This is a genomic window from Streptomyces colwelliae (assembly GCF_048158785.1).
Classification (GTDB): domain Bacteria; phylum Actinomycetota; class Actinomycetes; order Streptomycetales; family Streptomycetaceae; genus Streptomyces.
Genome location: NZ_JBLTJC010000174.1, coordinates 1 through 21,106 on the forward strand (window position 1 = coordinate 1; position 21,106 = coordinate 21,106).

Sequence of the window (21,106 nt, forward strand, 5' to 3'; positions counted from 1 at the left end):
GGCCGACGAGACGGGCCGGTTCTTCGACTGGCTGCGCTGCTCCTACCCCGACGACCTGGTGGAACTGCGGCTCACCCGGAACTTCCGCGCCACCACGCCCCGGACACCACCGGCCACGTCCAGCTCCCGCCGGGCGGCCCCGTGCCCATGCCCAGCGCCCCGCCGGCCACGGCGGCCCCCGACCCGACCTCCACCACCCTCGCGGTGCTGCTCATCGGGCCCGCCGGCGCGGGCAAGACGAGCGTCGCCAAGTACTGGGCGGACCATCGCCGCGTCCCCACCGCCCACATCAGCCTCGACGACGTACGCGAGTGGGTCCGCTCGGGCTTCGCCGACCCCCAGTCCGGGTGGAACGACCACTCGGAGGCCCAGTACCGCCTGGCCCGCCGCACCTGCGGCTTCGCCGCCCGCAACTTCCTCGCCAACGGCATCTCCTGCATCCTCGACGACGCGGTCTTTCCCGACCGCCCGGTGGTCGGCCTGGGTGGCTGGAAACGACACGTGGGCCCCGGCCTCCTCCCGGTGGTTCTGCTGCCCGGCCTGGAAATCGTCCTGGAACGCAACGCCGAACGCTCCGGCAACCGCCGCCTCACCGACGAGGAGGTCGCCCGCATCCACGGCCGCATGGCCGGCTGGTACGGCTCGGGCCTCCCGATCATCGACAACTCCCAGATGGACGTCCAGCAGACGGCCCAGGTCCTGAACGACGTCCTGGCACGCTCGATAGCAAGCCCCCCGAGCTGGTAATCACAGGGGAGTTGTCCCACCTTGGGGCGCGGGGAACTGCGCGACCAGCCCCCACAGAGCCGCAGCCGAAACTCATGCTGCGTCCCCCGAACGGCACCCTCCCAGCCAGCACAATCCAGCCACCGCTCCTACGCTCATCTCATGTCAGAGGTCTACGCAGCCCGCCGAGCAAGGCTCAGGGACCGAGCCCAAGCCGGCGGCAGCCAATCCGCGCTGGTCACCAACCCAGCCAACGTGCGCTACCTGTCGGGCCCCGTTCCACAGGGCACCGTCCTGCTGCTCGGCAAGCGCGACGACACGCTGGTCTGCACGGGCCCGCTGGACGAACGCCCCACAGAGGGCCGCCCCGACGAGACCCTGCGCATCCACACACTCCCCGGCCCCGATGGCGACCCCGCCGTATCCGCCGCAGACCTCGCGGCAGCGCACGGCGCGGAATCCATGGCCGTAGAAGAGCACCACCTCACCGTGGCCCGGCACCGAGCCCTCCGCTCGGTCGCGCCCACGCTCCGCCTCACCGACATCGGCGGCGCGGTCGAACAGCTGCGGGTCGTGAAGGACGAGGAGGAGATCTCCTGTCTGAGAATCGGCGCAGAGATCGCCGACCAGGCCCTCGGAGAGCTCCTGGAGTCGATCCTCGTCGGCCGCACCGAACGCCATCTCGCCCTCGAACTGGAGCGACGGCTCGTCGACCACGGCGCCGAAGGCCCCGCCTTCGCCACCTCCGTCGCCACCGGCCCGCACTCCGGCAGACGCGGCCACCGGCCGACCGACCGCCGGGTCGAGGAAGGAGATTTCCTCTCCGTCTGCCTCGGCGCCACATATCGCGGATACCGCTGTGAGATCGGTCGTACGTTCGTCATCGGGACCTCTCCCGCCGACTGGCAGATCGAGCTGTACGACCTCGTCTTCGCCGCCCAGAGGGCCGCGCGGGAGTCCCTGACCCCCGGTGCCGCCTACCGCGATGTGGACCGCGCGGCCCGCCAGGTACTGGACTCCGCGGGGTACTCGGAGGGCCTCGCAGCCCTCACCGGCCACGGTGTCGGGCTCGAAATCGACGAGGAGCCGCAGCTGGCCCCCGCGGCCATGGGTAAACTGGACGCTTGCGTGCCGGTCACCGTCGAACCGGGGGTTCACCTCCCGGGCCGGGGCGGTGTCCGGATCGATGACACGCTCGTCGTACGCCCTGAGGCGGACGGCGGACCCGAGCTACTCACCATCACGACCAAGGAGCTGCTCGCGCTCTAGCTTTTCGAGCTGTGCGCGGGTCCCGTGGTCGTCCACGTCAGTCCAGGAGATTCCGCAACCGTGGCTTCCACGAACGACCTCAAGAACGGCCTGGTGCTCAAGCTCGACGGGGGCCAGCTCTGGTCCGTCGTCGAGTTCCAGCACGTCAAGCCCGGCAAGGGCCCTGCCTTCGTGCGCACCAAGCTCAAGAACGTGCTCTCCGGCAAGGTCGTCGACAAGACGTTCAACGCCGGCGTCAAGGTCGAGACGGCCACTGTCGACAAGCGCGACATGCAGTTCTCGTACATGGACGGCGAGTACTTCGTCTTCATGGACATGGAGACCTACGACCAGCTCATGGTCGACCGCAAGGCCGTCGGCGACGCCGCCAACTTCCTGATCGAGGGCTTCACCGCCACGGTCGCCCAGCACGAGGGCGAGGTGCTCTTCGTCGAGCTGCCGGCCGCCGTCGAGCTGGTCATCCAGGAGACCGAGCCCGGCGTCCAGGGCGACCGCTCCACCGGTGGCACCAAGCCCGCCACCCTGGAGACCGGTTACCAGATCCAGGTCCCGCTCTTCATCACCACCGGTGAGAAGATCAAGGTCGACACCCGCTCGAGCGACTACCTCGGCCGGGTGAACAGCTAACCGTGGCTGCCCGCAATACGGCCCGCAAGCGCGCCTTCCAGATCCTCTTCGAGGGCGACCAGCGCGGTGTCGGCGTCCAGACCGTCCTCGCGGACTGGATCCGGCTCTCCCGGGACGACACCCGGCAGCCGCCGGTCAGCGAGTACACGATGGAGCTGGTCGAGGGGTACGCGCAGCACGCGCGCCGCATCGACGAGCTGATCGCGCAGTACTCGGTCGGCTGGACGCTCGACCGCATGCCCGTGGTGGACCGCAACATCCTGCGCCTCGGCGCCTACGAGCTGATCTGGGCCGACGAGACCCCGGACGCCGTCGTCCTCGACGAGATGGTGCAGCTGGCCAAGGAGTTCTCCACGGACGAGTCGCCCTCGTTCGTGAACGGCCTGCTGGGCCGTTTCAAGGACCTGAAGCCCTCGCTGCGCCGGGACGAGGCGTAAGCAGTACGAGAGCGAAACGCCGGAGGGCCCGCAGCACGACCGCTGCGGGCCCTCCGGCGTTCCCCGTGGCCATGAGGGCGTTCCCGTACGCATGAGGCTCCTGAGGCCCGCAGAAAGCCGCCGGGGTGGCCGGAACAGTGAAGTTCCGGCCACCCCGGCGGCACGTTTCTGCTCAGGCGTGGAGCGGCTCAGTTCTCCTCGTGGGAGACCGCGCGACGCGCGTCCGCGTCCAGCACGCCCCAGCTGATGAGCTGCTCGGTGAGGACCGAGGGCGACTGGTCGTAGATGACGGCGAGTGTGCGCAGGTCGTCCTGGCGGATCGAGAGCACCTTGCCGTTGTAGTCGCCGCGCTGGGACTGGATCGTGGCGGCGTACCGCTGCAACGGGCCGGCCTTCTCGGCGGGCACGTGGGCCAGCCGCTCCAGGTCCAGGACCAGCTTCGGCGGCGGCTCGGCGGCCCCGCCCGGCGTGGTGCCCGGCAGCAGCTCCTGCACCGGAACCCCGTAGAAGTCAGCCAGCTCGGCGAGGCGCTGCACGGTGACGGCACGGTCGCCGCGCTCGTACGACCCGACCACGACCGCCTTCCAGCGTCCCTGTGACTTCTCCTCGACACCGTGGAGGGAAAGGCCCTGCTGGGTGCGGATGGCCCGGAGCTTGGCCCCGAGCTGTTTGGCGTATTCGCTGGACATATAGCTCCCGGACACTGTGTCGACGCGGCTGCAGTGTTTCCGCGCCGCGCGGCTGGTAACTCACTGTGAGGTTACGCAGCGTTACGCTGCTGCGTCAAGCCGAATGGTCCGCACCGGCTCTTCCGTGGTAGCCGTGTCCGATTACTCCATAGGGGTGATCAGGGGTGTCGTCCCGGCCTGCTACCGTGGATGGCGCAAATCCGACGTCCTTTAAGGTCCGTCCCGTGAGGCGGAGAAGGAGGTCCGTTTCTTATGGACACTCAGCAGTACGAGTCCGATGCCCGGCCGGTTCTCGAGGCCCCCGACATCGCGCGGGTTCTGACCCGCATCGCCCACGAGATCGTCGAGCGCGCCAAGGGCGCCGACGACGTGGTTCTCCTCGGCATTCCGACCCGGGGCGTCTTCCTCGCCCAGCGGCTCGCCGTCAAGTTGGAGGAGATCACCGACCGCAAGATCCCGGTCGGTTCCCTCGACATCACCATGTACCGCGACGACTTGCGCATGCATCCGCCGCGCGCGCTGGCCCGCACCGACATCCCCGGTGACGGCATCGACGGCCGCCTGGTCGTCCTCGTCGACGACGTGCTCTTCTCCGGCCGCACCATCCGCGCCGCCCTCGACGCCCTGAACGACATCGGGCGCCCGCGCGCGGTGCAGCTCGCGGTCCTGGTCGACAGAGGCCACCGCGAACTGCCCATCCGCGCCGACTACGTCGGCAAGAACCTCCCCACGTCGCTGCGGGAGACGGTCAAGGTCCAGCTCGCCGAGGAGGACGGTCGCGACACCGTGCTGCTCGGCGTCAAGCAGACCCCGTAGCGGTCGGACGCCGTGCCGCCTGCGGCACGCTGCGCCCCCGCATGCCCGGCCGTGTTTTCTGGGGGACATCCCCCAGACCCCCGGATCCCGACCTGAACTGCCTTACGGAGCCTGACAGATGCAGCGTCATCTCATCTCGGCCGCCGACCTCACCCGCGACGACGCCGTCCTGATCCTCGACACCGCCGAGGAGATGGCCAGGGTCGCCGACCGGCCGATCAAGAAACTGCCGACCCTGCGCGGCCGTACCGTCGTCAACCTCTTCTTCGAGGACTCCACGCGCACGCGTATCTCCTTCGAAGCCGCTGAGAAGCGCCTCTCCGCCGACGTCATCAACTTCACCGCCAAGGGGTCGAGCGTCTCCAAGGGCGAGTCCCTGAAGGACACCGCCCAGACCCTGGAGGCCATGGGCGTCGACGCGGTCGTCATCCGGCACGGCGCCTCCGGAGCGCCGTACCGGCTCGCCACCTCCGGGTGGATCGACGCGGCCGTCATCAACGCCGGTGACGGCACCCACCAGCACCCGACGCAGGCCCTGCTGGACGCGTTCACCATGCGGCGCCGGCTCGTCGGCCGGGACGCCGGGCTCGGGCAGGACCTGGCCGGCAAGCGGATCACGCTCGTAGGCGACATCCTGCACAGCCGCGTCGCCCGCTCCAACGTCGACCTGCTGCACACCCTCGGCGCCGAGGTCACCCTCGTCGCCCCGCCCACCCTGGTGCCGGTCGGCGTCGAGGCCTGGCCCTGTGAGGTGTCGTACGACCTCGACAGCACGCTCTCCAAGTCCGACGCGGTGATGCTGCTGCGCGTGCAGCGCGAGCGCATGAACGCCGCGTTCTTCCCGACCGAGCGCGAGTACTCGCGGCGCTACGGCCTGGACGGCGACCGGATGGCGAAGATGCCCGAGCACGCCATCGTGATGCACCCCGGGCCGATGGTCCGGGGCATGGAGATCACCGCCGAGGTAGCCGACTCGGACCGCTGCACCGTCGTCGAGCAGGTCGCAAACGGAGTGTCCATCCGGATGGCCGTGCTCTACCTGCTTCTGGGCGGCAACGAACCCGCCGTCAGCCACACCCGTATCGAGGAGAAGTAAGTCACATGAGCAAGATCCTGATCCGTGGTGCGAAGATCCTCGGCGGCGAGCCGCAGGACGTGCTGATCGACGGGGAGACCATCGCCGAGGTCGGTGTCGGTCTCAGTGCCGAGGGCGCTGACGTTGTCGAGGCCGACGGCAAGGTGCTGCTGCCGGGCCTCGTCGACCTGCACACCCACCTTCGTGAGCCCGGCCGCGAGGACTCCGAGACCGTCCTCACCGGTACCCGTGCCGCCGCCAGCGGCGGTTACACGGCCGTGTTCGCCATGGCCAACACCTTCCCCGTCGCCGACACCGCCGGTGTCGTCGAGCAGGTCTACCGGCTCGGCCAGGAGCACGGCTACTGCGATGTGCAGCCCATCGGCGCCGTCACCGTCGGCCTGGAGGGCAAGAAGCTCGCCGAGCTGGGCGCCATGCACGAGTCGGCCGCCGGGGTCACCGTCTTCTCCGACGACGGCAAGTGCGTCGACGACGCGGTGATCATGCGCCGGGCGCTGGAGTACGTGAAGGCCTTCGGGGGAGTCGTCGCCCAGCACGCCCAGGAGCCTCGCCTCACCGAGGGCGCCCAGATGAACGAGGGCGTCGTCTCTGCCGAACTCGGGCTCGGGGGCTGGCCGGCGGTGGCCGAAGAATCGATCATCGCCCGGGATGTCCTGCTCGCCGAGCACGTCGGTTCCCGCGTCCACATCTGCCACCTGTCGACCGCCGGGTCCGTCGAGATCGTCCGCTGGGCCAAGTCCCGGGGCATCGACGTGACCGCCGAGGTCACCCCGCACCACCTCCTCCTCACGGATGAGCTGGTGCGCTCCTACAACCCCGTCTACAAGGTCAACCCGCCGCTGCGCACCGAGCGCGATGTGTTCGCCCTGCGCGAGGCCCTCGCCGACGGCACGATCGACATCGTCGCCACCGACCACGCCCCGCACCCGCACGAGGACAAGGACTGCGAGTGGGCCGCCGCCGCCATGGGGATGGTCGGCCTGGAGACCGCGTTGTCAGTGGTGCAGGAGACCATGGTGGACACCGGGCTCCTCACCTGGACCGGGGTCGCCGAGCGCATGTCCGCCAAGCCCGCCGAGATCGGGCGGGCGGTGGGCCACGGCCGTCCCGTCTCGGCTGGTGAGCCCGCCAACCTCACGCTCGTCGACACGGAATACCGTGGGTCGGTGGACCCCGCGGGCTTCGCTTCGCGCAGTCGCAACACCCCGTACGAGGGGCGTGAGCTGCCGGGCCGTGTGACGCACACCTGGCTCCGGGGCAAGGCCACGCTCGTCGACGGGAAGCTCACGTGACACCTCTGGAACTGACCCACCTCGCGGCCGGGGAGAAGTCCGCCCCGGTGACCGACTGGGCCGCCCGTATCGGCTGGCTCGTCGGCCTCGCCCTCTTCATCGCGCTCGTCTACTGGCTGATGCGCGAGGGCTGGAAGTGGCGCGGCACGCTCCAGGGCGACCTGCCCGAGCTGCCCACGTCGCCGGAAGAGGTGGGCGAGGCGAAACTGGCTGTGTTGTCGATGAGTGGCCGCTACCACGGCTCCACCACCGCCGGGCAGTGGCTCGACCGCATCGTGGCGCACGGCCTGGGTACCCGCAGCCGGGTCGAGCTGACCCTGACGGAGGCCGGCCTGGATGTCGTACGACCGGGAGCCACCGACTTCTTCATCCCGGCCGGGGCGCTGCGCGAGGCCCTGCTCGGCAAGGGCATCGCCGGGAAGGTCCTCAGCGAGGGCGGGCTGCTGGTCGTGACGTGGGCGCACGGGGACCGGCTGATCGACTCCGGGTTCCGCTCGGATCACGCGGCCGAGCACACGGAGTGGGTCGACACCCTGAACAGCATGATCAACAAGAGTCTCGAATCGACCGACACGGAAGGCGCACGATGACGACCTCCACCAGGGGAGCCGCCAAGGTTCCCGCCGTACTCGTCCTGGAGGACGGCCGGATCTTCCGCGGCCGCGCCTACGGGTCCGTGGGGGTGACCTTCGGCGAGGCCGTGTTCTCCACCGGCATGACCGGCTACCAGGAGACCCTCACCGACCCGTCGTACCACCGCCAGGTCGTCGTGATGACCGCCCCGCACATCGGCAACACCGGGGTGAACGACGAGGACTCCGAGTCGCAGCGCATCTGGGTCGCCGGTTACGTGGTGCGTGACCCCGCGCGCGTGCCGTCCAACTGGCGCTCCCGCCGCTCGCTGGACGAGGAGCTGCGCAACCAGGGCGTCGTCGGGATCTCCGGCATCGACACGCGCGCGTTGACCCGCCATCTGCGCGAGCGCGGTGCCATGAGGGTCGGCATCTTCTCCGGGCCCTCGCTGCCCGACGACGACACCATGCTCGCCGAGGTGCGCGAGGCCCCCGAGATGGCGGGCGCGAACCTCTCCGCCGAGGTCGCCACCAAGGAGACGTACGTCGTCCCCGCGATCGGTGAGAAGAAGTTCACCGTCGCCGCCGTCGACCTCGGCATCAAGGGCATGACCCCGCACCGCATGGCCGAGCGCGGCATCGAGGTGCACGTGCTCCCGGCCACCGCGACCGTCGAGGACGTGTATGCCGTACAGCCCGACGGGGTCTTCTTCTCCAACGGACCCGGCGACCCCGCCACCGCCGACCACCCGGTCGCCGTCATGCAGGCGGTCCTGGAGCGCGGCACCCCGCTCTTCGGCATCTGCTTCGGCAACCAGATCCTGGGCCGCGCGCTCGGCTTCGGCACGTACAAGCTGAAGTACGGCCACCGGGGCATCAACCAGCCCGTGCAGGACCGTACGACCGGCAAGGTCGAGGTCACCGCGCACAACCACGGCTTCGCCGTCGACGCGCCCCTCGACAAGGTCTCCGACACGCCGTACGGCCGTGCCGAGGTCTCGCACGTCTGCCTGAACGACCAGGTCGTCGAGGGGCTGCGGCTCCTCGACCGGCCGGCGTTCAGCGTCCAGTACCACCCCGAGGCGGCGGCCGGCCCGCACGACGCCGCCTACCTGTTCGACCGCTTCACATCCTTGATGGAGGGCCAGCGTGCCTAAGCGCACCGATATCCAGTCCGTCCTGGTCATCGGCTCCGGCCCGATCGTCATCGGCCAGGCCGCCGAGTTCGACTACTCCGGCACCCAGGCCTGCCGCATCCTGCGCGCCGAGGGCCTCCGCGTCATCCTGGTCAACTCCAACCCGGCGACGATCATGACCGACCCGGAGATCGCCGACGCCACCTACGTCGAGCCGATCACCCCGGACTTCGTCGAGAAGATCATCGCCAAGGAGCGCCCGGACGCCCTGCTGCCCACTCTGGGCGGCCAGACGGCGCTCAACACCGCCATCTCGCTGCACGAGGCGGGCACCCTGGAGAAGTACGGCGTCGAGCTGATCGGCGCCAACGTCGAGGCCATCAACAAGGGCGAGGACCGCGACCTCTTCAAGGGCGTCGTCGAGGCCGTCCGCCAGAAGATCGGGTACGGCGAGTCCGCCCGCTCGGTCATCTGCCACTCCATGGACGACGTGATCGCCGGCGTCGACACGCTCGGCGGCTACCCGGTCGTCGTCCGCCCCTCCTTCACGATGGGCGGCGCGGGCTCCGGCTTCGCGCACGACGAGGAGGAGCTGCGCCGCATCGCCGGCCAGGGCCTCACGCTCTCGCCTACCACCGAGGTCCTCCTGGAGGAGTCCATCCTCGGCTGGAAGGAGTACGAGCTGGAGCTGATGCGCGACAAGAACGACAACGTCGTGGTCGTCTGCTCCATCGAGAACTTCGACCCCATGGGCGTGCACACCGGAGACTCGATCACCGTCGCCCCGGCGATGACGCTGACCGACCGCGAGTACCAGGTGCTGCGCGACGTGGGCATCGCGATCATCCGCGAGGTCGGCGTCGACACCGGCGGCTGCAACATCCAGTTCGCGATCGACCCGGTCGACGGCCGCGTCATCGTCATCGAGATGAACCCGCGCGTGTCCCGCTCCTCGGCCCTCGCCTCCAAGGCGACCGGCTTCCCGATCGCCAAGATCGCCGCCAAGCTGGCCGTCGGCTACACGCTCGACGAGATCCCGAACGACATCACGCGCGAGACCCCGGCCTCCTTCGAGCCGACCCTCGACTACGTAGTCGTAAAGGCACCCCGTTTCGCCTTCGAGAAGTTCCCGAGCGCCGACTCGACCCTCACGACCACCATGAAGTCGGTCGGCGAGGCCATGGCGATCGGCCGCAACTTCACCGAGGCATTCCAGAAGGCGCTGCGCTCGCTGGAGAAGAAGGGCAGCCAGTTCACCTTCGTGGGCGAGCCCGGCGACAAGGTCCAGCTGCTGGAGGAGGCCGTACGGCCCACCGACGGCCGGATCAACACCGTCATGCAGGCCATCCGCGCGGGCGCCACCCAGGAGGAGATCTTCGACTACACGAAGATCGACCCCTGGTTCGTCGACCAGCTCTTCCTCATCAAGGAGATCGCCGACGAGCTGGCCGCCGCCGACAAGCTGGACCCGGAACTACTCGCCGAGGCCAAGCGGCACGGCTTCTCCGACCAGCAGATCGGCGAGATCCGCGGCCTGCGCGAGGACGTCGTCCGCGAGGTCCGGCACGCGCTCGGCATCCGCCCGGTCTACAAGACGGTCGACACCTGCGCCGCCGAGTTCGCCGCGCAGACGCCGTACTTCTACTCGTCCTACGACGAGGAGAGCGAGGTCGCCCCGCGCGAGAAGCCCGCGGTCATCATCCTGGGGTCGGGCCCCAACCGCATCGGCCAGGGCATCGAGTTCGACTACTCCTGCGTCCACGCCTCCTTCGCGCTCAGCGACGCGGGCTACGAGACCGTGATGGTCAACTGCAACCCCGAGACCGTCTCCACGGACTACGACACCTCCGACCGCCTGTACTTCGAGCCGCTCACGCTGGAAGACGTGCTGGAGATCGTCCACGCGGAGTCCCTGGCCGGGCCGGTCGCGGGCGTGATCGTGCAGCTCGGCGGCCAGACCCCGCTGGGCCTGGCGCAGGCTCTCAAGGACAACGGCGTCCCGATCGTCGGCACCCCGCCCGAGGCGATCCACGCCGCCGAGGACCGCGGCGCCTTCGGCCAGGTCCTCGCGGAGGCGGGCCTCCCGGCCCCCAAGCACGGCACCGCCACCACCTTCGTCGGCGCCAAGGCCATCGCCGACGAGATCGGCTACCCGGTCCTCGTCCGCCCCTCGTACGTCCTCGGCGGACGCGGCATGGAGATCGTCTACGACGAGACCCGCCTGGAGTCGTACATCGCCGAGTCCACGGAGATCAGCCCGTCGCGGCCGGTCCTGGTCGACCGCTTCCTCGACGACGCCATCGAGATCGACGTCGACGCGCTCTACGACGGCCAGGAGCTGTACCTCGGCGGCGTCATGGAGCACATCGAGGAGGCCGGCATCCACTCCGGCGACTCGGCCTGCGCCCTGCCGCCGATCACCCTGGGCGGCTTCGACATCAAGCGCCTGCGGGCCTCAACGGAGGCCATCGCCAAGGGTGTCGGCGTCCGCGGACTGATCAACATCCAGTTCGCGATGGCCGGCGACATCCTCTACGTCCTGGAGGCCAACCCGCGCGCGTCCCGCACGGTCCCCTTCACCTCGAAGGCGACCGCGGTACCGCTCGCGAAGGCCGCCGCCCGTATCTCGCTGGGCGCGACCGTCGCCGAACTGCGCGCCGAGGGGCTGCTCCCGGCCCACGGCGACGGCGGCGAACTCCCGCTCGACGCGCCGATCTCCGTCAAGGAGGCCGTCATGCCGTGGTCGCGCTTCCGCGACATCCACGGGCGTGGCGTCGACACCGTGCTGGGCCCGGAGATGCGCTCCACCGGCGAGGTCATGGGCATCGACTCCGTCTTCGGCACGGCGTACGCCAAGTCCCAGGCGGGCGCCTACGGCCCGCTGCCCACCAAGGGCCGCGCGTTCATCTCGGTCGCCAACCGCGACAAGCGCTCGATGATCTTCCCGGCGCGCGAACTGGTCGCCCACGGCTTCGAGTTGCTCGCCACCTCCGGCACCGCCGAGGTCCTCAAGCGCAACGGCCTCAACGCGACGGTCGTCCGCAAGCAGTCCGAGGGCGTCGGCCCGAACGGTGAGAAGACCATCGTCCAGCTCATCCACGACGGCGAGGTCGACCTCATCGTCAACACCCCGTACGGCACCGGCGGCCGCCTCGACGGCTACGAGATCCGTACGGCGGCCGTGGCGCGGTCCGTGCCGTGCCTCACTACGGTCCAGGCGCTCGCCGCGGCCGTCCAGGGCATCGACGCCCTCAACCACGGTGACGTGGGCGTGCGTTCACTCCAGGAACACGCCGAACACCTGACCGCGGCCCGCGACTAGCAGCCTTGAGGGGGACACCGGAAACGGTGTCCCCCTTCTCGTGAGGACACTGAGATGTACAAGCTTTTCTTCCGTCTGGTCTTCAAACGGATGGACCCGGAGCAGGCCCACCACCTCGCCTTCCGCTGGATCCGGCTCGCCGTCCGCATCCCCGTGCTGCGCACGTTCGTCGCGGCCGCCCTCGCGCCCCGGTTCGAGGAGCTGCGGACCGAGGCCTTCGGGCTGCGGATGCACGGCCCGTTCGGGCTCGCCGCCGGCTTCGACAAGAACGCGGTCGCGATCGACGGCATGTCGATGCTCGGCTTCGACCACGTCGAGATCGGCACGGTCACGGGGGAGCCGCAGCCCGGTAACCCCAAGAAGCGGCTGTTCCGCCTTGTGCCGGACCGCGCGCTGATCAACCGCATGGGGTTCAACAACGAGGGCTCCGCGGCCGTGGCGGCCCGGCTGGCGGCTCGTGAGGCGGTCTTCAGGACCGTCGTGGGCGTCAACATCGGCAAGACCAAGGTCGTACCGGAGGAGGAGGCCGTCGGCGACTACGTGAAGTCGACCGAGCGACTAGCCCGGCACGCCGACTATCTCGTCGTCAACGTGTCGTCGCCCAACACGCCCGGGCTGCGCAACCTCCAGGCGACCGAGGCACTGCGTCCGCTGCTGAGTGCCGTCCGTGAGGCCGCCGACCGCGCGGTGACCGACCGCCGCGTCCCGCTGCTGGTGAAGATCGCCCCGGACCTCGCCGACGAGGACGTGGACGCCGTGGCCGACCTCGCCGTGGAACTCGGCCTGGACGGCATCATCGCCACGAACACGACCATCGCGCGCGAGGGACTCGGTTTGGAATCCGACCCCTCTCTCGTCAAGGAGACCGGCGGACTGTCCGGGGCCCCGCTGAAGGCTCGTTCTCTGGAGGTACTTCGCCGCCTCTACGCGCGCGTGGGTGACCGCATCACCCTCGTGGGTGTCGGCGGCATCGAGAACGCCGAGGACGCCTGGCAGCGCATCCTCGCCGGCGCCACGCTCGTGCAGGGCTACAGCGCCTTCATCTACGAAGGGCCCTTCTGGGGCCGCGCTATCCACAAGGGCCTCGCCGCACGCCTGCGCACGAGCCCGTACGCCACCCTCGCCGACGCGGTCGGCGCCGACGCAAGGAAGCCGGTATGAGCCCTCTCGAACCCTTCGGCGCACGTCTTCGCCGTGCCATGGACGAACGCGGCCCGCTCTGCGTCGGCATCGACCCGCACGCCTCGCTGCTCACCGAGTGGGGTCTGAACGACGACGTCGCCGGCCTGGAGCGGTTCAGCCGCACCGTCGTCGAGGCACTCGCCGACCGGGTCGCCGTCCTCAAGCCGCAGAGCGCGTTCTTCGAGCGCTTCGGCTCGCGCGGGATCGCCGTCCTGGAGAAGTCCGTCGAGGAGGCGCGGGCGGCCGGCGCGCTGGTCGTGATGGACGCCAAGCGCGGCGACATCGGCTCGACCATGGCCGCGTACGCCGAGTCCTTCCTCCGGAAGGACTCCCCGCTCTTCTCCGACGCGCTGACCGTCTCGCCGTATCTCGGCTACGGCTCGCTCGCTCCGGCGATCGAACTGGCGCGGGAGAGCGGCACGGGCCTCTTCGTGCTCGCGCTCACCTCCAACCCGGAGGGCGGCGAGGTGCAGCACGCGGTCCGCGCGGACGGCCGGAACATCGGAGCGACCATGCTGGCCCACCTGGCCGCCGAGAACGCCGGGGAGGAGCCGCTGGGCTCCTTCGGGGCCGTCGTCGGCGCCACGCTGGGCGACCTGTCGTCGTACGACCTCGCGGTCAACGGTCCGATCCTCGCGCCCGGCATCGGGGCGCAGGGGGCCACTCCGGCCGATCTTTCCGGAGTCTTCGGGTCGGCGCTGCGCAACGTCGTCCCGAACGTGAGCCGGAGTGTTCTACGTCACGGTCCCGACGTGGGAGCCCTCCGAGCGGCCTCGGAACGCTTCGCGGAGGAGATCCGCGTCGCCTTTGCGACCGTCTGAGGTGTTCGAACGGGTCGATCGAGTCCTCCGATGAGTGGCTCGACGAGCGAATCCGGAGCGACTTGAGTCTGAATACATCCTCAAATCAGGGGCGTTATGTCAGAAATGTCCGGCCTGGCGCAGGCTGACCAGGACTTTTCCTCTGTTCTCGCTGACTCTGGCGCCCTTGGCCGCTAGTCTCCGAGCAGAGTCAACGGGCAAGCGTGTTGCTCGTAGCTCCCTAGGTGTGGGGCGACTAGGTTCCTCACCGGTCCGTATCCGACAGTTCGACATCCGAGGTGACGTAGGCGTGGCTCTTCCGCCCCTTACCCCTGAACAGCGCGCAGCCGCGCTCGAAAAGGCCGCCGCGGCTCGCCGGGAGCGGGCCGAGGTCAAGAATCGACTCAAGCACTCCGGCGCCTCCCTGCATGACGTCATCAAGCAGGGCCAGGAGAACGACGTCATCGGCAAGATGAAGGTCTCCGCCCTGCTTGAGTCCCTGCCCGGCGTGGGCAAGGTCCGCGCCAAGCAGATCATGGAGCGACTCGGTATCTCCGAGAGCCGCCGTGTCCGTGGCCTTGGTTCCAACCAGATCGCTTCCCTGGAGCGTGAGTTCGGCAGCACTGGTTCCTGAGTCCGGATACTCCGGACCGGGAGTCCCGGGCATACCGGGATTGCTGGAATAATCGCTGCATGGCTGCAACATTCCGGGGGACGACCCCCGAGCCCCCGGACGTACGTCCGCGGCTGACCGTGCTCTCCGGCCCCTCTGGGGTCGGCAAGAGCACGGTCGTCGCCCATATGCGCAAGGAACACCCCGAGGTGTGGCTCTCGGTGTCGGCGACGACCCGCAGGCCCCGCCCCGGCGAGAAGCACGGCGTCCACTACTTCTTCGTCTCCGACGAGGAGATGGACAAGCTGATCGCCAACGGCGAGCTTCTGGAGTGGGCCGAATTCGCCGGCAACCGCTACGGCACGCCGCGTACGGCTGTGCTCGAGCACCTGGAGTCCGGTGTGCCGGTCCTCCTGGAGATCGATCTCCAGGGCGCCCGGCAGGTCCGCGAGTCCATGTCGGAGGCCCATTCGGTGTTCCTGGCTCCTCCCTCCTGGGAGGAGCTGGTGCGCAGGCTCACCGGACGGGGCACCGAGCCGCCCGAGGTGATCGAGCGCCGCCTGGACGCTGCCAAGATCGAGCTCGCGGCGGAGCCCGAGTTCGACGCGACCCTGGTCAACACCTCCGTCGAGGACGTAGCGCGCGAGCTGCTAGCCTTGATGGAAGTTGTGTGATCGTTTTTCCGATCTCATCCCATCTTTCGGAAGGCAGAGCGTGTCCTCTTCCATCACCGCTCCCGAGGGCATCATCAACCCTCCGATCGACGAGCTCCTCGAGGCCACCGACTCGAAGTACAGCCTCGTGATCTACGCCGCGAAGCGTGCCCGTCAGATCAACGCGTACTACTCGCAGCTCGGCGAGGGCCTCCTCGAGTACGTCGGTCCGCTCGTCGACACGCACGTCCACGAGAAGCCGCTCTCCATCGCCCTGCGCGAGATCAACGCGGGTCTGCTGACCTCCGAGGCCGTCGAGGGCCCCGCGACCTGAGACGCAGCAGCTTTATCCACAGGCCCGGCAGCGACTGTCGGGCCTGTGGTGTGTCATGGAGTCGTACGGGTCGCACCACGAGTCGTACGGGTCGCACGCACGTTTCCGAATTCGGGGAGAGACGGTGGACAAGCCCAAGGTCGTTCTGGGGGTCAGCGGTGGCATCGCCGCGTACAAGGCCTGTGAGCTGCTGCGCAGACTGACGGAGTCGGGGCATGACGTCCGCGTGGTCCCCACCGCGTCCGCCCTGCACTTCGTGGGCGCGGCCACCTGGTCCGCGCTCTCCGGGCACCCCGTCTCGACCGAGGTGTGGGACGACGTCCACGAGGTCCCGCACGTGCGCATCGGCCAGAGCGCCGACCTGGTGATCGTGGCGCCGGCGACGACGGACATGCTGGCCAAGGCGGCCCACGGCCTGGCCGACGACCTCCTCACCAACACCCTTCTCACCGCCCGCTGTCCGGTCGTCTTCGCGCCCGCCATGCACACGGAGATGTGGGAGCACCCGGCCACCCAGGAGAACGTGGCGACACTGCGCCGCCGAGGCGCCGTGGTGATCGAACCGGCCGTCGGCCGGCTGACCGGCGTCGACACCGGCAAGGGCCGACTGCCCGACCCCACCGAGATCTTCGAGGTGTGCCGCCGGGTGCTCGCGCGGGGTGTCACCGAGCCCGACCTCAAGGGGCGGCACGTCGTCGTCAGCGCCGGCGGCACCCGCGAGCCCCTCGACCCGGTCCGCTTCCTCGGCAACCGCTCCTCCGGGAAGCAGGGGTACGCCCTCGCGCGCACCGCCGCCGCCCGGGGTGCCCGGGTCACGCTGATCGCGGCGAACGCGGGACTGCCGGACCCGGCGGGCGTGGACGTCGTCCCGGTCGGGACCGCCGTACAGCTGCGGGAAGAGGTGCTGAAGGCCGCCGCGGACGCGGACGCGGTCGTCATGGCGGCGGCGGTCGCGGACTTCCGTCCGGCCGAGTACGCAGCGGGGAAGATCAAGAAGAAGGACGGCAAGGACCCCGACCCCATCGTCCTGGTGCGGAATCCGGACATCCTCGCGGAGATCTCCGCCGACCGGGCCCGCCCCGGCCAGGTGGTCGTCGGGTTCGCCGCCGAGACGGACGACGTCCTCGCCAACGGCCGTACCAAACTGGCACGCAAGGGGTGCGATCTGCTGGTGGTGAACGAGGTGGGGGAGCGCAAGACGTTCGGTTCCGAGGAGAACGAGGCGGTTGTGCTGGGTGCCGACGGCAGCGAGACCGCCGTTCCCCACGGCCCGAAAGAAGCCCTGGCCGAGACAGTGTGGGACCTGGTCGTACACCGTCTGGCCTGATTTGTTTCAGCCATTTGTCAGCCGTCTGTCAGTTCGCCGAAACCTGACATTGGTGCGTGGCGGCTCTGGCCAACGGCACTCGGCATTCGGCAAAATGCGCGTGCCGCAGGTCACAGCGATTCCCGAGAGACGAGACAGGGGGACCGTCTGCCGACCGCGACCGATAAACTGTTCTCTGGACGACGTCGGGCGCAGCTCCCGTCCCGTCCGCCAATGATCAGCCAGCAGCCGCTGCAACCTCAGGGAGCGTTGTGTCCCGTCGCCTGTTCACCTCGGAGTCTGTGACCGAAGGTCACCCCGACAAGATCGCTGACCAGATCAGCGACACCATTCTCGATGCGCTTCTGCGGGAGGACCCGAACTCCCGGGTCGCCGTCGAGACGCTGATCACGACCGGCCTGGTGCACGTGGCCGGCGAGGTCACCACCAAGACCTACGCGCCCATCGCGCAGCTCGTCCGCGACAAGATCCTGGAGATCGGCTACGACTCCTCCAAGAAGGGCTTCGACGGCGCCTCCTGCGGCGTCTCGGTGTCCATCGGCGCGCAGTCCCCGGATATCGCGCAGGGCGTCGACACGGCGTACGAGAACCGTGTCGAGGGCGACGACGACGAGCTCGACAAGCAGGGCGCGGGCGACCAGGGCCTGATGTTCGGCTACGCGACGGACGAGACGCCGACGCTGATGCCGCTGCCGATCTTCCTGGCGCACCGCCTGTCGAAGCGCCTCTCGGAGGTCCGCAAGAACGGGACCATCCCCTACCTGCGCCCCGACGGCAAGACCCAGGTCACCATCGAGTACGACGGCGACAAGGCCGTCCGCCTCGACACGGTCGTCGTCTCCTCGCAGCACGCGTCGGACATCGACCTGGAGTCGCTGCTCGCCCCCGACATCCGGGAGTTCGTGGTCGAGGCCGAGCTGAAGGCGCTCGTGGAAGACGGCATCAAGCTCGACACCGACGGCTACCGCCTGCTCGTCAACCCGACCGGCCGCTTCGAGATCGGCGGCCCGATGGGCGACGCCGGCCTGACCGGCCGCAAGATCATCATCGACACGTACGGCGGCATGGCCCGCCACGGTGGCGGTGCGTTCTCGGGCAAGGACCCGTCCAAGGTGGACCGTTCGGCGGCGTACGCGATGCGCTGGGTCGCCAAGAACGTCGTCGCCGCGGGCCTCGCCTCGCGCTGCGAGGTGCAGGTCGCGTACGCGATCGGCAAGGCCGAGCCGGTGGGTCTGTTCGTCGAGACGTTCGGTACGGAGAAGGTCGACACGGACCGGATCGAGAAGGCGATCGACGAGGTCTTCGACCTCCGCCCGGCCGCCATCATCCGCGACCTGGACCTGCTGCGCCCGATCTACGCGCAGACCGCCGCCTACGGACACTTCGGCCGTGAGATCCCCGACTTCACGTGGGAGCGCACCGACCGCGTGGACGCGCTGCGCAAGGCCGCCGGACTGTAGGTCCCGCGCCTTCGTCAGGCTCTGCGAGGCCCGGTTTCCCTTCGGGGAAGCCGGGCCTCGGTGTTTCCCACCGGGATCAGCGGCGGATACGGCGGGCCGACGCAAGGAGTGCTGCTGCTGTGATGGCTGCGATGACCGCCGTCGAGTGTGTGTAGGCCCGGGTGTCGCCGGTGACGGCTGCCTGGAAGCCGTGGAGGGCCCAGTAGCCCGGGGTCGCGGGGGCCACCGTGGAGACCCAGTGGGGGAGGACGGTGAGGGGGACCAGGCAGCCGCTGAGGCAGGTGATCGTGAGGGCGCCGATGTCTGAGGCGGCGGCCAACTGGCCCTGGGTGCGGGTGTGGACGCCGAGTGCCAGGCCGCAGGAGGTGACGCAGGCCGCCCAGAGGAGGGCCAGCAGGGGGAGGCGCCAGGTGCCGGCGGCGAGGGGGAAGCCGAAGGCCGCGGTCGCGAAGAGGAACAGTACGGACTGTTGGGCCAGGAACAGGGCGATCAAGGGGACGGCTTTGCCGGTCAGGATCGTCGACGGGGACGCCGGGCCGGAGCGCAGGCGGTCCCAGGTGTGCCAGGTGCGTTCGGAGAGCAGGAGCTGGCCGGCCACGTCCAGGGCGAGCAGGGTGAACATCACCGCGATGCCCGGAGCGGCCTGCACGATGCCCGGTGTGCCGGGGGTAGCCAGGCGGTCGTACACCGGGTGGAGCACGGTCAGCAGCACCAGGGACATCACGGTGTAGGCGAGCGGGGTTCCGGGGTCCCGGATGAGCAGGACGAGGGTGTGGCGGGTCATGACCCCGGTGTGGCGGGCGGAGAGCGCGGGGGAGAAGCGCGCCGTGGCCGACAGCGGATCAGGCTGCATCGTGGGTCTCCGTGGGGAGTTGGTGGGCGGCGAGGCTGCGGTAGAGGTCGTCGAGCGACGGTTCGCGGATCGCGGCCGAGCGGACTCGGGCGGTGTCGGGGCCCAGGTCCCGGAGGAGTTGGGCCAGTGCCTGGGCCGGGTCCGCGGTGGTGAAGCGAAGTTCGCCGGGGGCCGTCGAGGTGTGGGGCAGGTGCTCGGGTACGGCGCCGGTGAACGTCACGGCGACCTCTCCGGGGAGGCCGTCGAGGAGGTCGGCGCGGTTTCCGCGGGCGATCACCCGGCCGGACGCGGCGACCGCGAGCGTGGCGTCCAGGTGCTCCAACTCCGGTAGGTAGTGCGTGGTGTAGCAGATCGCGGCGCCTTCGTCGGCGCGGGTCCTGACGAGTCGTAGCAGCGCTTCCCGGGTGGTGGGGTCGGCTCCGACGGTGGGCTCGTCGAGCAGCAGCACGCGGGGGCGGGGGAGGAGGACCGTGGCTGCCTGTGCGCGGCGCTGTTGGCCGCCGGAGAGTGTTGAGATGGGGCGGTCGAGTACGTCGGTGAGGAGCAACTCCTCCGCTACGGCGGCCAGTTCGGTGCGCAGTTCGGATCGGCGCAGGCCGGCGAGGCCGCCGTAGAGGCGCAGGTTCTGGCGGAGTGTGGCGGTCGGGTAGAGGGCCAGTTCCTGGGGGGCCAGGCCGATCAGGGTGCGGGCGGAGTGTGGGGCCGTGGCTAGGTCCACTCCGGCTGCGCGGACTGTGCCCGCGTCGGGGTGCTCCAGGCCGGCGACCGTGCGGGCGAAGGTGGTCTTGCCCGCGCCGTTGTGGCCGATCAGGCCGCAGATCTCGCCGGGGTCGATGTGGAGGTCGAAGCCGTCGAGGGCTTGGACGGGGCCCCATCGTTTGCGCAGGCCGGTGACGGTCAGCATGGTTGGTGCTCCCTCGATTCCTTCGATATATACAACGTATACGTATACTGTGTATACGTAGCTTCGAGGGAGGATGTCAAGTGACGCCACGGCGGATCAGTCGTGATCAAGTGCTGGACGTGACATGGGAGTTGGCGACCCGGAAGGGGCTGTCCGCCGTCACGATGCGGGCCGTCGCGCAGGAGCTCGACGTGAACCCGATGACGCTCTACCGGCACGTCGGCGACAAGCAGGGGCTCCTCGACGGCCTCGTGGAGCGGTTGTTGCTGGAGATCGAGGTGCCCGGGCCCGGGCTGGGCTGGCGGGAGCAACTGCGCCTGCTCGGCCGCAGTATGCGGGCCACGGCCCGGCGCCACCCCGATCTGTTCCTGCTGCTCTTCCAGCGTCCTGCGGTCACCCCGGAGGCCGTCGGGCCTCGGAACGCGGTCTACGGTGCGCTGCGCGCCGCCGGTCTTCAGGAGGAGCGGATTCCGCGGGCCGAGCGGCTGCTGTCCACGTTCATGCTCGGGTTCGCCGCCTCGGAGGCCGGGGGGCGGTTCCGTGACGGTGACCCGGACGAGGACATGGCCTTCGCGGAACATCTCATCGTTCAGGTCCTCGGCGGGGCCTAGAAGATCACGTGCGGATGGCGGGCGGCGGTCGTTGTCAGTCGGGTTTGGTAAGAATGCAAGGGTGAGCAGCGCGGACGGGGAACGGGACGGCGGGGCGGAGGGTGCGCCGCCTGAGCAGCTTGCGCTGATTCGGGAGAGCGTGCGGCAGGCGAAGGGACCGAAGGCCAAGCCGCGGACGTGGCGGGGGGCCGCGTTGGCCGGGCGGTTGCCGGTTGCGCGGGTGCTCGTCGACAAAGGGGTGCTGCATCTTGACCGGTACTTCGACTATGCCGTGCCCGAGGAGCTTGACGCCGATGCGCACGGCGAGAACCGTTTCGTCGCTGCGGATCACCTCGGGCGGGCCGACGGCGATGATCTTGCCGAGGTCGAGGACGTACACCTCGTCGC

22 protein-coding genes are annotated in these 21,106 nt (G+C 69.5%); 19 read left to right on the top strand and 3 right to left on the bottom strand.

Features of this window, described 5'->3' with window-relative positions; all coding sequences use genetic code 11:
* The first annotated feature begins 36 nt into the window (after positions 1-36).
* From ACNFOC_RS30590 to nusB, 4 genes are all read left to right on the top strand, one after another.
* Positions 37-747 (top strand): AAA family ATPase, encoded by a 711-nt coding sequence (locus ACNFOC_RS30590; protein ID WP_416962306.1) that lies wholly within the window; start codon positions 37-39, stop codon positions 745-747.
* Positions 748-888: 141 nt separating this feature from the next.
* On the top strand, positions 889-1,995 hold the full coding sequence (locus tag ACNFOC_RS30595; RefSeq protein ID WP_416962294.1) for an aminopeptidase P family protein: 1,107 nt from the start codon (positions 889-891) through the stop codon (positions 1,993-1,995).
* A gap of 60 nt (positions 1,996-2,055) precedes the next feature.
* Positions 2,056-2,622, top strand: a complete 567-nt coding sequence (gene efp / locus ACNFOC_RS30600) for an elongation factor P (protein WP_019059745.1) — start codon at positions 2,056-2,058, stop codon at positions 2,620-2,622.
* 2 nt (positions 2,623-2,624) lie between these two features.
* Positions 2,625-3,059 (top strand): transcription antitermination factor NusB, encoded by a 435-nt coding sequence (nusB, locus tag ACNFOC_RS30605; RefSeq protein ID WP_019066395.1) that lies wholly within the window; start codon positions 2,625-2,627, stop codon positions 3,057-3,059.
* Positions 3,060-3,247: 188 nt separating this feature from the next.
* Here the strand turns inward: nusB and bldD are convergent, their stop codons facing one another.
* Positions 3,248-3,748 (bottom strand): transcriptional regulator BldD, encoded by a 501-nt coding sequence (gene bldD / locus ACNFOC_RS30610; protein ID WP_019059743.1) that lies wholly within the window; start codon positions 3,746-3,748, stop codon positions 3,248-3,250.
* A 252-nt stretch (positions 3,749-4,000) separates the two neighbouring features.
* Here bldD and pyrR point away from each other — a divergent pair, with 252 nt between their 5' ends.
* From pyrR to metK, 13 genes are all read left to right on the top strand, one after another.
* On the top strand, positions 4,001-4,564 hold the full coding sequence (gene pyrR, locus ACNFOC_RS30615; RefSeq protein WP_019059742.1) for a bifunctional pyr operon transcriptional regulator/uracil phosphoribosyltransferase PyrR: 564 nt from the start codon (positions 4,001-4,003) through the stop codon (positions 4,562-4,564).
* Between the two features lie 118 nt (positions 4,565-4,682).
* Positions 4,683-5,660, top strand: a complete 978-nt coding sequence (locus ACNFOC_RS30620; protein WP_019059741.1) for an aspartate carbamoyltransferase catalytic subunit — start codon at positions 4,683-4,685, stop codon at positions 5,658-5,660.
* A gap of 5 nt (positions 5,661-5,665) precedes the next feature.
* Positions 5,666-6,952: a dihydroorotase gene (locus ACNFOC_RS30625; protein ID WP_416962295.1), complete on the top strand. Its 1,287-nt coding sequence runs from the start codon at positions 5,666-5,668 to the stop codon at positions 6,950-6,952.
* A complete protein-coding gene (locus ACNFOC_RS30630; RefSeq protein ID WP_416962296.1) occupies positions 6,949-7,542 on the top strand; it encodes a PH-like domain-containing protein in 594 nt (197 codons plus the stop codon). The genes ACNFOC_RS30625 and ACNFOC_RS30630 overlap by 4 nt, the downstream gene beginning before the upstream one ends.
* Positions 7,539-8,681 (top strand): glutamine-hydrolyzing carbamoyl-phosphate synthase small subunit, encoded by a 1,143-nt coding sequence (carA, locus tag ACNFOC_RS30635; protein WP_416962297.1) that lies wholly within the window; start codon positions 7,539-7,541, stop codon positions 8,679-8,681. The genes ACNFOC_RS30630 and carA overlap by 4 nt, the downstream gene beginning before the upstream one ends.
* Entirely contained in the window at positions 8,674-11,982 is a 3,309-nt protein-coding gene (gene carB, locus ACNFOC_RS30640; RefSeq protein WP_416962298.1) for a carbamoyl-phosphate synthase large subunit, read from the top strand. The genes carA and carB overlap by 8 nt, the downstream gene beginning before the upstream one ends.
* A 54-nt stretch (positions 11,983-12,036) precedes the next feature.
* Positions 12,037-13,143, top strand: coding sequence for a quinone-dependent dihydroorotate dehydrogenase (locus ACNFOC_RS30645; protein WP_416962299.1), 1,107 nt, complete (start codon positions 12,037-12,039; stop codon positions 13,141-13,143).
* The gene (pyrF, locus tag ACNFOC_RS30650; RefSeq protein WP_416962300.1) at positions 13,140-13,985 is read left to right on the top strand and encodes an orotidine-5'-phosphate decarboxylase; all 846 of its coding nucleotides are present in this window, start codon (positions 13,140-13,142) and stop codon (positions 13,983-13,985) included. Before ACNFOC_RS30645 ends, pyrF begins: the two co-directional genes overlap by 4 nt.
* 289 nt (positions 13,986-14,274) lie before the next feature.
* Positions 14,275-14,598: an integration host factor gene (locus ACNFOC_RS30655; protein WP_019059734.1), complete on the top strand. Its 324-nt coding sequence runs from the start codon at positions 14,275-14,277 to the stop codon at positions 14,596-14,598.
* 59 nt (positions 14,599-14,657) lie between these two features.
* A complete protein-coding gene (gene gmk / locus ACNFOC_RS30660; RefSeq protein WP_366097417.1) occupies positions 14,658-15,251 on the top strand; it encodes a guanylate kinase in 594 nt (197 codons plus the stop codon).
* Positions 15,252-15,291: 40 nt separating this feature from the next.
* A complete protein-coding gene (gene rpoZ, locus ACNFOC_RS30665) occupies positions 15,292-15,564 on the top strand; it encodes a DNA-directed RNA polymerase subunit omega (RefSeq protein WP_019059732.1) in 273 nt (90 codons plus the stop codon).
* A gap of 124 nt (positions 15,565-15,688) precedes the next feature.
* Positions 15,689-16,891 (top strand): bifunctional phosphopantothenoylcysteine decarboxylase/phosphopantothenate--cysteine ligase CoaBC, encoded by a 1,203-nt coding sequence (gene coaBC / locus ACNFOC_RS30670; RefSeq protein ID WP_416962301.1) that lies wholly within the window; start codon positions 15,689-15,691, stop codon positions 16,889-16,891.
* A 251-nt stretch (positions 16,892-17,142) separates the two neighbouring features.
* Positions 17,143-18,351: a methionine adenosyltransferase gene (gene metK, locus ACNFOC_RS30675; RefSeq protein ID WP_416962302.1), complete on the top strand. Its 1,209-nt coding sequence runs from the start codon at positions 17,143-17,145 to the stop codon at positions 18,349-18,351.
* 76 nt (positions 18,352-18,427) lie between these two features.
* On the opposite strand, the gene ACNFOC_RS30680 is transcribed toward metK, so the two are convergent.
* The gene (locus ACNFOC_RS30680) at positions 18,428-19,204 is read right to left on the bottom strand and encodes an ABC transporter permease (RefSeq protein ID WP_416962303.1); all 777 of its coding nucleotides are present in this window, start codon (positions 19,202-19,204) and stop codon (positions 18,428-18,430) included.
* Positions 19,194-20,108, bottom strand: a complete 915-nt coding sequence (locus ACNFOC_RS30685; RefSeq protein ID WP_416962304.1) for an ABC transporter ATP-binding protein — start codon at positions 20,106-20,108, stop codon at positions 19,194-19,196. Before ACNFOC_RS30685 ends, ACNFOC_RS30680 begins: the two co-directional genes overlap by 11 nt.
* 110 nt (positions 20,109-20,218) lie before the next feature.
* Between ACNFOC_RS30685 and ACNFOC_RS30690 the strand changes: the two genes are divergently transcribed.
* Together ACNFOC_RS30690 and ACNFOC_RS30695 are read left to right on the top strand one after the other, a co-directional pair.
* On the top strand, positions 20,219-20,719 hold the full coding sequence (locus ACNFOC_RS30690) for a TetR/AcrR family transcriptional regulator (protein WP_416962305.1): 501 nt from the start codon (positions 20,219-20,221) through the stop codon (positions 20,717-20,719).
* A gap of 61 nt (positions 20,720-20,780) precedes the next feature.
* A partial coding sequence (locus ACNFOC_RS30695; RefSeq protein ID WP_521985573.1) for a glutathione S-transferase family protein occupies positions 20,781-21,106 on the top strand: 326 nt, incomplete at its 3' end.

Coding starts and splice junctions, on each gene's coding strand:
- ACNFOC_RS30595 (WP_416962294.1), top strand. CDS start 889: ATGTCAGAGGTCTACGCAGCCCGCCGAGCAAGGCTCAGGGACCGAGCC.
- bldD (WP_019059743.1), bottom strand. CDS start 3,748: ATGTCCAGCGAATACGCCAAACAGCTCGGGGCCAAGCTCCGGGCCATC.
- pyrR (WP_019059742.1), top strand. CDS start 4,001: ATGGACACTCAGCAGTACGAGTCCGATGCCCGGCCGGTTCTCGAGGCC.
- ACNFOC_RS30620 (WP_019059741.1), top strand. CDS start 4,683: ATGCAGCGTCATCTCATCTCGGCCGCCGACCTCACCCGCGACGACGCC.
- ACNFOC_RS30625 (WP_416962295.1), top strand. CDS start 5,666: ATGAGCAAGATCCTGATCCGTGGTGCGAAGATCCTCGGCGGCGAGCCG.
- carA (WP_416962297.1), top strand. CDS start 7,539: ATGACGACCTCCACCAGGGGAGCCGCCAAGGTTCCCGCCGTACTCGTC.
- ACNFOC_RS30645 (WP_416962299.1), top strand. CDS start 12,037: ATGTACAAGCTTTTCTTCCGTCTGGTCTTCAAACGGATGGACCCGGAG.
- pyrF (WP_416962300.1), top strand. CDS start 13,140: ATGAGCCCTCTCGAACCCTTCGGCGCACGTCTTCGCCGTGCCATGGAC.
- gmk (WP_366097417.1), top strand. CDS start 14,658: ATGGCTGCAACATTCCGGGGGACGACCCCCGAGCCCCCGGACGTACGT.
- ACNFOC_RS30680 (WP_416962303.1), bottom strand. CDS start 19,204: ATGCAGCCTGATCCGCTGTCGGCCACGGCGCGCTTCTCCCCCGCGCTC.
- ACNFOC_RS30685 (WP_416962304.1), bottom strand. CDS start 20,108: ATGCTGACCGTCACCGGCCTGCGCAAACGATGGGGCCCCGTCCAAGCC.